Genomic DNA, 2,176 nt, shown 5'->3' with positions numbered 1-2,176 from the left:
CCCGCCACGCGCGGGGGCGGACACCCGGCGCGCAGGAGCGGGCACCTGGCGCACGGGGGGCACCCGGCGCGCGGGACTGTGGGTGACGGTCCTGGTCGCTACTTGCGCACGTCGGACAGGTGGCCCAGGTTCACGTCCGTGTCGTCGGAGACGGCCTGCCGCACCGGTGCCGTCTCGGACGGGTCGCCGCCCTCCTCGACGATGATCCGCACGTCGTCGTCGGGCGAGGCCGCCCCGCCCTCGGCTCCGTCGGCCTCCTCGGCGTTGTCGGCCGCTTGGGACTGGACCTGGGACTGGACCTCGGCTTGGACCTCGGCCTGGGTGGACGGCTGGGAGGGCCGGCCGGCCGCTCCGGCCGGGGCCGCTGTCTGGGCCGGGGACTCCTGGGGCGCGGACGCCGGCTCGACCACCAGGGGGCCGGCCGCGGTCTCGGCGTGCATCAGGTCGCCCAGCACCGAGCTGATCTCGGTCAGCCGGCGGACGACCTCGGTGTGCGTGTTGGTCAGGTACTCGACGCGGCGGCCCGCGTGCTCGTCCAGGGAGGCCACCCGCTGCTGTGCCGCCGTGAGCGTGGTCTCCGCCTCGCCGCGGGCGGCGGTCAGAGTCTGCGCCGCCTCGGTGCCGGCGGCTTCGCGCAGCCGTTCGGACTCCTGCCGGGCCTCGGTGACCAGCCGCTCCGCCTCGGCCCCTGCCTCACGCAGCGCGTGCTCGGCCTCCGTGCGCGCGGTGCTCAGCTTCTCCTCGGCGTCGGCGCCCGCCTGCGCCAGCATGCGCTCCGCCGCCGCGGTCGCCTCACCCACGCGCCGCTCAGCCTCCGCCTGGGCGGAGGTGAGGATGTTGTCGCTCGTCTCGCGGGCGGACGTGAGGACCCTGTCGGCCTCCGACATGGCGGCGTCGCGCACGCTGGCCGCCTCGGCCTCGGCGTCCTCCCTCTTCGACGCGGCCTCCTCCTCGCCCAGCTTGAGGATCTGCGCGAGCCTGGGGCTGAGGTCCTCGTAGTTCTGGGGCCCCTCCACCATGCGCCGCCTGGCCTCCGCCAGCTCCAGGCGGCCCTGCTCCGCCTGGTCGATAGCCCGAGCCAGCCGCTCCTCCAGATCCCGTATCTGGTTGCGGTTGCGCATCATGTAGTCGTGGACCTGGCGGCGGTTGTAGCCGCGCATCACGACCTCGAAGGTGTCCTCTTGCATCAGGTCGGGAATGCTCTCGTGCTGGTTTGTCATGGGGGTTACCTAAGATTCGCGTGAGGCGGGAGAAAACTGCAGCTTGTGAGGGTCTGGCAACGAGACGTCAGGAAACGACTTTCCTGCCATCTGCCCACGTCCGCAACCCGAACGGCAGACCTGGGGCCGGAATTACCATGTGACGGGTGTACATCGCAGCATTGAACGACGGAGCATTCCCGGACATCCATCCCGAGGCGTACATAGCGCCCGGGGCCGTCGTGGTCGGTAGGGTGCGGGTGGGCCGGGCGTCCAGCATCTGGTACGGCTCCGTTCTCCGGGGGGACGACGAGCGAATAGAGATCGGCGAGGAGTGCAACGTACAGGATCTGTGCTGCCTGCACGCCGACGCGGGCGAGCCCGCGATCCTGGAGTCCCGCGTCAGCCTGGGCCACAAGGCCATGGTGCACGGCGCCCACGTGGAGCACGGGGCGCTGATCGGCATCGGCGCGATCGTGCTCGGCGGCGCGCGCGTGGGCGCGGGCACGCTGGTCGCGGCCGGGGCCCTGGTCGGCCCCGGTAAGAAGATCCCGGCGGGGGTGCTGGTGGCGGGGGTTCCGGGGAGGATCGTGCGAGAGCTCACCGACGACGACCGCGCCTCCTTCGCCCGTACGCCCGACAACTACATGGCCAAGGCACTCCGGCACCGCCGGGCGACAGCGATGCCGTGACGCCCTTTTGTCACCATAACGGAGACTCCGCCGGGTAGACGCCCGCCGGCGACTCCGGCGCGGCCAGTACGATGGCCGCCGTGCGCTCCTGGGATGCGTTCGCCGCCATCGAAGCGGAGGTCCGCGCGCTGGTCGCGGACCCGCGCTGGCAGGAGCTTCCCGTGCCCGCCCGCGCGGCGGCCATCGCGGCCAGGACACTGGTGACGCCCAACGGCGACCGCTGGCTCTTCGGCGCGCACGCGCGCTGGCACCTGCACGACCCGGCCGACGGCCGCTGGCACCTGG

At 72.6% G+C, this 2,176-nt stretch carries 2 protein-coding genes and 1 pseudogene; 2 read left to right on the top strand and 1 reads right to left on the bottom strand.

The genetic code is table 11. The features are described from left to right. Window positions 1-98 precede the first annotated feature (98 nt). Entirely contained in the window at window positions 99-1,220 is a 1,122-nt protein-coding gene (locus DQW85_RS24045) for a hypothetical protein (protein ID WP_113702316.1), read from the bottom strand. Window positions 1,221-1,366: 146 nt separating this feature from the next. Between DQW85_RS24045 and DQW85_RS24040 the strand changes: the two genes are divergently transcribed. Together DQW85_RS24040 and DQW85_RS24035 are read left to right on the top strand one after the other, a co-directional pair. Continuing rightward, window positions 1,367-1,891 (top strand): gamma carbonic anhydrase family protein, encoded by a 525-nt coding sequence (locus tag DQW85_RS24040; RefSeq protein WP_240197390.1) that lies wholly within the window; start codon window positions 1,367-1,369, stop codon window positions 1,889-1,891. 71 nt (window positions 1,892-1,962) lie between these two features. Next, window positions 1,963-2,176 (top strand): annotated as a pseudogene (locus DQW85_RS24035) (hypothetical protein); the annotation flags it as partial.

The sequence above is a fragment of the Nonomuraea lactucae genome (genome assembly GCF_003313395.1).
GTDB classification, from domain to species: Bacteria; Actinomycetota; Actinomycetes; order Streptosporangiales; family Streptosporangiaceae; genus Nonomuraea; species Nonomuraea lactucae.
The sequence above is the reverse complement of the archived record's forward strand: the minus strand, read 5'-3'. Positions and strand labels throughout refer to the sequence as shown.